Origin of the sequence: Streptomyces spongiae, from assembly GCF_009377185.1 — a bacterium.
Lineage (GTDB): Bacteria > Actinomycetota > Actinomycetes > Streptomycetales > Streptomycetaceae > Streptomyces > Streptomyces spongiae.
This window is the reverse complement of record NZ_VJZC01000520.1, coordinates 1-7,094: the sequence shown is the minus strand read 5'-3', so window position 1 is coordinate 7,094 and position 7,094 is coordinate 1. Positions and strand designations below refer to the sequence as shown.

6 protein-coding genes are annotated in these 7,094 nt (G+C 71.6%); 1 reads left to right on the top strand and 5 read right to left on the bottom strand.

The features are described from left to right. Nucleotides 1-54 precede the first annotated feature (54 nt). The 4 genes from FNH08_RS40210 to manD form a co-directional block, all read right to left on the bottom strand. Nucleotides 55-1,095 carry an L-idonate 5-dehydrogenase gene (locus FNH08_RS40210; RefSeq protein ID WP_152776465.1) on the bottom strand — a complete coding sequence of 347 codons (1,041 nt, stop codon included), beginning with the start codon at nucleotides 1,093-1,095 and terminating at the stop codon, nucleotides 55-57. 77 nt (nucleotides 1,096-1,172) lie between these two features. Beyond that, nucleotides 1,173-2,567: an MFS transporter gene (locus FNH08_RS40205; RefSeq protein WP_152776464.1), complete on the bottom strand. Its 1,395-nt coding sequence runs from the start codon at nucleotides 2,565-2,567 to the stop codon at nucleotides 1,173-1,175. A 75-nt stretch (nucleotides 2,568-2,642) separates the two neighbouring features. Further along, on the bottom strand, nucleotides 2,643-4,055 hold the full coding sequence (locus tag FNH08_RS40200) for a mannitol dehydrogenase family protein (RefSeq protein ID WP_322726242.1): 1,413 nt from the start codon (nucleotides 4,053-4,055) through the stop codon (nucleotides 2,643-2,645). 5 nt (nucleotides 4,056-4,060) lie between these two features. Further along, complete coding sequence (gene manD / locus FNH08_RS40195; protein ID WP_322726241.1) at nucleotides 4,061-5,269, bottom strand: D-mannonate dehydratase ManD; 1,209 nt, start codon at nucleotides 5,267-5,269, stop codon at nucleotides 4,061-4,063. A 156-nt stretch (nucleotides 5,270-5,425) separates the two neighbouring features. Here manD and FNH08_RS40190 point away from each other — a divergent pair, with 156 nt between their 5' ends. Then, nucleotides 5,426-6,139, top strand: coding sequence for a GntR family transcriptional regulator (locus FNH08_RS40190; protein ID WP_152776462.1), 714 nt, complete (start codon nucleotides 5,426-5,428; stop codon nucleotides 6,137-6,139). A 27-nt stretch (nucleotides 6,140-6,166) separates the two neighbouring features. On the opposite strand, the gene FNH08_RS40185 is transcribed toward FNH08_RS40190, so the two are convergent. Continuing rightward, nucleotides 6,167-7,072, bottom strand: a complete 906-nt coding sequence (locus tag FNH08_RS40185; RefSeq protein WP_152776461.1) for a 2-hydroxy-3-oxopropionate reductase — start codon at nucleotides 7,070-7,072, stop codon at nucleotides 6,167-6,169. Nucleotides 7,073-7,094 lie beyond the last annotated feature (22 nt).

Genomic DNA, 7,094 nt, shown 5'->3' with positions numbered 1-7,094 from the left:
GGCGACTGCTCCGGGCTCGTCTCCTGACCGTCGTCAGACAGGTGCCGGCCGTCGTCAGGCAGGTGTGGCCGTCGCCAGGCGCAGCATCACCTTGCTGCTGGAGCTGCTCGGGTCGGCGGCGACCGCGAGGGCCAGCTCGGCCTGGTCCAGCGGGAAGCGGTGGCTGATGACCGGGGAGACATCCAGACCGTCGCGCAGGGCGACGAGGGCGTCATCGATCTCGTCCACGAAGCGGTACGAACCGATCCAGGTGATCTCGCGGGTGACCAGGTCGCCCAGGACGGAGGGCTCGGCCGTCCCGGGCAGGTTGCCGACCTGGACGAGGGTGCCGCCGCGTGCGGTGGCCCGCAGCACCGGTCCCAGGGCGGCAGGCGCCCCGGACGCCTCGAAGACGACGTCGACGTCCTGCGGCAGCTCTTCGCCGCCAGAGACGGAGACCACCGCGTCCGCGCCCATGCGCCGTGCCACGGAGAGCGACGACGTGGAGAGATCGGCGGCGATCACCGTACGCGCTCCGCGGTACTTGGCGGCGGCGACGACCAGGGAGCCGATCGGTCCCGCGCCGTTGACCAGGACGGTCCGCCCCCGCAGATCGCGCACCCGGCCGACGGCGTGCAGAGCGACCGCCAGGGGTTCGGCCAGCGCGCCCGCCTCGGTGTCCACGCCGTCGGGAAGCGGGCGGACCTGCCCCGCGGGTACGGTCCTGAATTCGCTGAACCCGCCGTCGGTGTGCGGGGTGAGGGCCGCCGAGCCGAAGTAGCGGACTCGGGGGTGCAGATTGGTGCGTCCGGCGAGCCGCTCCGGCAGGAGGTCGCCGCCCTCGGGACGGGCCGGGTGGACCGTCACCGGCTGCCCCTCCGACAGCCCGGTGACCTCCGCCCCCAGGGCTGCGATCCGGCCGGCGACCTCGTGGCCGAGGACCAGGGGGTGGGCGAGTGCCGCGGTGCCGGAGGCGCCCTTCTTCCAGTACGAGATGTCGGATCCGCAGATGCCGCCCCACTCCATGGCGAGCAGCACCTCGTCCCGTGCCGGCTCCGGCCGGGGCCGCTCGTCGATCCTGACGTCGCCCGCGCCGTGTACGACGACGGCTTTCATATGACTCCTGTGACTCGAAGACTTCCGGGACTTCCGGGACTTCCGGGACTTGCGGTGACTCGTATGACTCCCGTGGCTCAGACGGCGTCCTCCAACCGCACCAGGTCACGGCCGCGCGTCTCGGGCGAGAGGAGCGCACCGGCGAGGGTGATCAGGGAGTAGACGACGAGCATCGCCGCGATGGGCCACCAGCTGCCGGTGGCGGCGGTCAGGCTCGCCGCGAGGACCGGGCCGATGGCGGTGGCGAGGACACCGCCGATCTCCTTGGCCAGCGCGAGCTGGGTGAACCGGGTGCGCGCGCCGAAGAGTTCGGCCATGGTCACGCTCTCCAGCGCGAACAGGCCGAGGACGCCGACGTTCAGGCCCAGCACCATGCCCAGCATCAGAGCGGGGGTGCTGTCGGACGTGATCAGCAACATCACCGGGAAGGCGAGGGCGACGGTGAGCACGGTGAGCGTCACGTACATCGTGCGCCGTCCGAACCGGTCGCCCAGCATGCCCACGGCAGGCACGGTGAGGAAGCCGAGGAGCGATCCGTACACGATGGCGTCCGTGGGGACGGAGCGTCCGGCCGAGAGGTTGGTGGCGATGTAGCCGACGAGGAACGTCTGGACCAGTCCGGAGTTGCCGGCCTGGCCGAAGCGCAGGGCCAGTGCGAGGAAGAACGCCTTGCCCTTGCGCTGCTTCATGCCGGCCTCCAGCAGGCCGGTGTCGGCCCGGCCGTCCTCGGAGAGCGCCGACTCGACCTCGCGCCGCGTCATCGCCACGCCGTCCACGACGTCGGGGCGCTCCTCGAACACCGGGCTCTCCTTGAGGTTGCGGCGCAGCCACACGGCGAACAGCAGCAGGACGAAGCTCATCAGGAAGGGCAGGCGCCACCCCCAGGACAGCAGTTGCTCCTCGCTGAGCACGGCGAGCAGGATCGCCCACACCCCCGAGGCGGCGAGCGTCCCCGAGTTGGTGCCCAGCGACACCAGCGAGGAGATCAGGCCGCGCCGCTTGGAGGGGGCGTACTCGGCGAGCATCACGGTGGCACCGGCGATCTCCGCGCCGGCCCCGAAGCCCTGGGCGAGCCGGAGCACGACGAGCAGGACCGGCGCCATGATGCCGATCGACGCGTAGGTGGGCAGGACACCGATGAGGGTGGTCGAGGCGCCCATCAGCAGGATGGTGATCGTCAGGACCTTCTTGCGGCCGAGCCGGTCTCCCATCCGGCCGAAGTACACCGCGCCGGCGAGCCGGGCGACGTAGCCGACACCGTACGTGGCCATCGCGGCGATGAGACCGATCGCCGGACTGACGTCAGGGAAGAAGATCTTGTTGAAGACGATCGCCGCCGCCAGCGAGTACAGCTGGAAGTCCATGAACTCCATGGCCGTACCCAGCCAGCCGGACACGGCGGCCTTGGTGAGATCACTGGTGGTGCGTCGTACGGCGGTGGATGGCTCCGCCGTGGTGGTGCTGTCCTTCATCGTGAACTCCGTTGTTCGTGCGGTGGGGACGGTGCGGCAGGACGCCGGTCGGACTGCTGGTGCTGCCGACCCGCGTCAGATGTCGACGTGGCCGGCCTGCAGAGCGGGGAGATGCCGGGCCACGGCGGCGGTGAGAGCGGTGTCGTCCGCGAGGTCGGGTGCGCCGACGGTCGTCAGGAGCGCGCGGACACTGTCCGGCGGCGCCGCGCCGGTACGCCAGCACGCGGCGAGTGCCTCCCGCGCGGGATCGGTGACGCCGTGGCCCTGAGCATCGGGCCTGGTGGTGTGTGCCCAGCCCGCGAGGGCGAGTTCGAGCACCGGGGTGGACACCCCGCTCTCGCGCAGCGACCGCAGCGCCGGCAGCCAGCGCTCGGTGATCTTCAGCGATCCGTCCGACGCGATCTGCCGCAGCAGGTGCCGCATGGCCGTGTTGCCGAAGCGGGCGACGAGGTCGTCGGCGTACCGGACCGGATCCGGACCGCCGGCGGGCAGGGTGGGCGCGACCTCGGCGCACAGCGCCCGCACCAGCCGCTCGCCCCAGTCACAGGCCATGGTGTCGGCGATGGTGGCGCAGCCCGCGGCGAGGCCGAGGAAGGCGAGTGCCGAGTGCGAGCCGTTGAGCAGCCGCAGCTTGGTGAGCTGGTAGGGCGCGACATCGGGGACGAGGAGGGCGCCGTCGAGCTCCCACGGAGGGCGCGGGGCGGCGAAGCGGTCCTCCAGGACCCACTGCCGGTACGGCTCCCCGCTCACGGGCAGCGCGTCGTCGACGCCCAGCGCGGTGGCCGTCGCCGTCACGTCGGCGGCGGTGGTGGCGGGGACGATCCGGTCCACGACCGTGTCGGGGAACGCCACGCACCGGTCCATCAGCTCCAGCACCCGCTCGCGGTCCGGCCATCCCGACGCGCGGACGACGTCACGCACGACCCGGCCCAGTACGGCGCCGTTGTCCGCCATGTTGTCGCAGGACACGACACTGATCGGGGCCGCGCCGGAGCGCATCCGCGCGGCCAGCCCGGCGGCCAGCCGTCCGACCACCGTGGTCTCCAGGGCGGGAACCACCGTGTCCAGGCCGCCGGTCCGGGCCGACCGGTGGTAGCCCTTCTCCGTGATGGTGAGCGTCACCACGGTGGTCTCCGGGTCGGCGAGCAGGGCGTCGACGGCCGCGGTGTCCCGCCCCAGGGCGTAGGCGCCGGTGAGCGACCCGACGACCCGTGGGGCGCCGCCCTCGGGGTGGCGTTCCGTCACCGAGTACAGGCAGTCCTGCGCGCGCAGGGCGTCCACGGTCGCCGCCGAGCGGGGCGCGACCGCGGCGATGCCCCAGGGCTCGCCCGACCGGGCGGCAGCGTTCTCCGTGTAGACGGCCTGGTGCGCCCGGTGGAAGGCGCCGATGCCGAAGTGGACGACACGGGGGCGGAGTTCGGCGGGATCGACTACGGGACGCGAGCCGGGCGCGAGTCCCCGCAGCGCCTGCCGGTTCAGGGGCGTCACGGCGCTCACCAGTCGTGCACCGAGCCGTCGAGGCGCCGCGCGACCGGCAGATAGCGCCGCTGGTACGGGAAGCGTTCGGCCGCCTTCTCGTCGTACTCCACTCCGAGGCCGGGCTCGTCGGAGGGATGCAGCATCCCGTCGGCGAAGGTGACACCCGTCCGGAACACCTCGGCGGCCTCGTCCGGGTGGCCCATGTGCTCCTGGATGCCGAAGTTCGGCACGGCGATGTCGAGGTGCACGGCGGCGGCCATGCTGACGGGGGAGAGGTCGGTGGCGCCGTGCGAACCGGTCCGGACCTGGTACAGCGCGGCGAGGTCGAAGATCCGGCGCAGATGCGTGATGCCGCCCGCGTGGACGACGGTGGTGCGCACGTAGTCGATGAGCTGCTCGGTTATCAGGTGCTGGACGTCCCAGATGGTGTTGAGGACCTCGCCGACGGCGATCGGTGTCGTGGTGTGCTGCCGGATGAGCCGGAACGCCTCCTGGTTCTCGGCCGGGGTCGGGTCCTCCATCCAGAACAGCCGGCAGCCCTCGACGCTCTTGCCGAAGCGGGCCGCCTCGATCGGGGTGAGCCGGTGGTGGATGTCGTGCAGGAGGTGGAAGCCGAAGCCGAAGCGCTCACGTACGGCCTCCAGGTACGTCGGCGCGAAGCCGAGGTAGGCCTCGGTGTCCCAGGGCTGTTCGTCGGGCAGGTCGGTCGCCGCCGGTTCGTACAGCTTGCCCTTGCGGACGCCGTACGTGCCGCCGACCTCGGGTACGGCCGCCTGCGCCCGTACCGCCTTGTAGCCCAGCTCCAGGTAGCGCTCGACGTCGTCGAGCAGGGACGGTACGTCGGTGCCGCTGGCGTGCGAGTAGACGAGCACGCCCTCCCGGGACCGCCCGCCGAGGAGCTGGTAGACGGGCAGGCCCGCGGTCTTGCCCTTGATGTCCCACAGGGCGGTGTCGACGGCGGCGATGGCGGTCATGGTGACCGGCCCGCGCCGCCAGTACGCACCGCGGTAGAGGTACTGCCAGATGTCCTCGATCCGCGCCGGATCCCTGCCGATCAGCAGCGGGACGAGGTGGTCCCGCAGGTAGCTCGCCACGGCCAGTTCGCGGCCGTTGAGCGTGGCGTCACCGAGGCCGGTCACTCCGTCCGTGGTGGTGATGCGCAGTGTGACGAACGTGCGCCCGGGGGAGGCGACGAACACCTCGACGCGCTCGATCCTGCTCACTGATGAGCTCTCCTAACGGCAGCGACTGTCGGACAGTACTTGTATACAAGCACCTGTCGCGGAGTGCTGGCAATGCCTGTGCCGAAGCCGTCCCGCAGTTGCGGGGTCCTGCGGCCGTGCGCGGGACGGTCATGATCCCGGCGATACGATGGGCTTATGGCCCAACCGAAACGGCAACGGACCAGTCGGCGCGAGATCTATGTGACGTTGCGTCAGATGGTGCTGACTCTTCAACTCCCGCCGGGTGCCGCGCTGTCGGAGAACGAGCTCGCGGCGTCGCTGGGCGTCAGCCGTACGCCGGTGCGGGAGAGCCTGATCCTCCTGGCCCAGGAGGGCCTCGTGCAGGTCTTCCCGCAGATCGGCTCGTTCGTCTCACGGGTGGACCCGGCCCAGGTCGCCGACGCGCAGTTCCTTCGGGAGGCGGTCGAGCTGGCCGCGCTGGACGACCTGCCCCCGGACCTGGACCCCGCGGTCCTCAAGGAACTGCGCGACAACCTCGAGCGTCAGCAGCGGGAGGGCCTCGGGCTCGAGGAGTTCTTCGACCTGGACGAGGCGTTCCACCAGGGCCTGATGCGGCTGAGCGGACACGGGAACGCCTGGACGACCGTCGCCGCAGCCAAGGGCCACCTGGACCGTGCCCGCCGCCTGGGCCTCTACGAGAACGCGTCGCCCGCCGTGTTCGCCGACCAGCACCGGGAGATCTTCGACGCGGTGGCGGGCGGGGACGTGTCGCTGGCGCGTACGGCGATGCGTACACACCTGCGGGCCGTCTTCAGCGACATCGAACGCATCAGGGCCCACTCGCCCGAGCTGTTCGCCACCGACTCCTCGACGGTGCCGGTGCGGCGCAACGTCGTCGTGTGGGAGTAGCCCCGCCCCGGTTACTCCACGGTTCGGCTACTCCGCGGTTCGGCCCGAGAGGCGTTCCACGCCCCGCAGCAGGGCGGAGTGGTCGAGCGAGCCGTCGCCGTTGGCGCGCGCGGAGGCCATCAGCTGGGCGGTGAGGGAGCCGAGAGGGAGGACGGCACCGGTGGCTCGGGCCGCGTCGGTGACGATGCCCATGTCCTTGTGGTGCAGGTCGATGCGGAAGCCCGGCTTGAAGTCCCGGTTCAGCATGCCGTCCTTCTTGCGGGCCAGGACGGTGGAACCGGCCAGTCCGCCGCCGAGGACCTCCAGTGCGGAGGGCAGGTCGGCGCCCGCCTTCTCCAGGAAGACGACCGCCTCGGCCAGCGCCTGGATGTTGACCGCGACGATGAGCTGGTTGGCGGCCTTGACGGTCTGGCCGGCGCCGTGCGGGCCGACGTGGACGATGGTCGTACCGAGGGCGCCGAAGATCGGCTCGGCCTCGTCGAAGTCGGCCGCGTCACCGCCGACCATGATGGACAGGACGCCCTCGACGGCACCGGCCTCACCACCGGACACCGGGGCGTCCAGGACGCGGACCCCCTTGTCCCCGCCCGCCTCGGCGACCGCGACGGCGGTCTGCGGGCTCACGCTGCTCATGTCGATGAGGAGGGTGCCCGGACGGGCGTGGGCCAGGACGCCGTTCTCCCCGAGGACGACCTCGGTGACCTGAGGATCCGCGGGGAGCATCGTGATGACGACGTCCGCGTCGGCGACGGCGGCCGCGATGCTGTCCGCCCCCTGGCCTCCCGCCTCGACCAGGCGGTCCACCGCCGGGCGGCTCCGGTTGTGTCCGACGACGGTGTGCCCGGCCCGGACGAGGTTGGCGGCCATGGGGGAGCCCATGATGCCGAGGCCGATGAAGGCGATCGTGCGGGACTGGACGGCTGACGTACCCATGTGGTCTGCGTTTCCTTCTGGG

What these genes read in the sequence shown, in the direction of transcription:
- FNH08_RS40190 (WP_152776462.1), top strand. Translation starts at nt 5,426, where the DNA reads ATGGCCCAACCGAAACGGCAACGGACCAGTCGGCGCGAGATCTATGTG.
- FNH08_RS40210 (WP_152776465.1), bottom strand. Translation starts at nt 1,095, where the DNA reads ATGAAAGCCGTCGTCGTACACGGCGCGGGCGACGTCAGGATCGACGAG.
- FNH08_RS40185 (WP_152776461.1), bottom strand. Translation starts at nt 7,072, where the DNA reads ATGGGTACGTCAGCCGTCCAGTCCCGCACGATCGCCTTCATCGGCCTC.
- FNH08_RS40205 (WP_152776464.1), bottom strand. Translation starts at nt 2,567, where the DNA reads ATGAAGGACAGCACCACCACGGCGGAGCCATCCACCGCCGTACGACGC.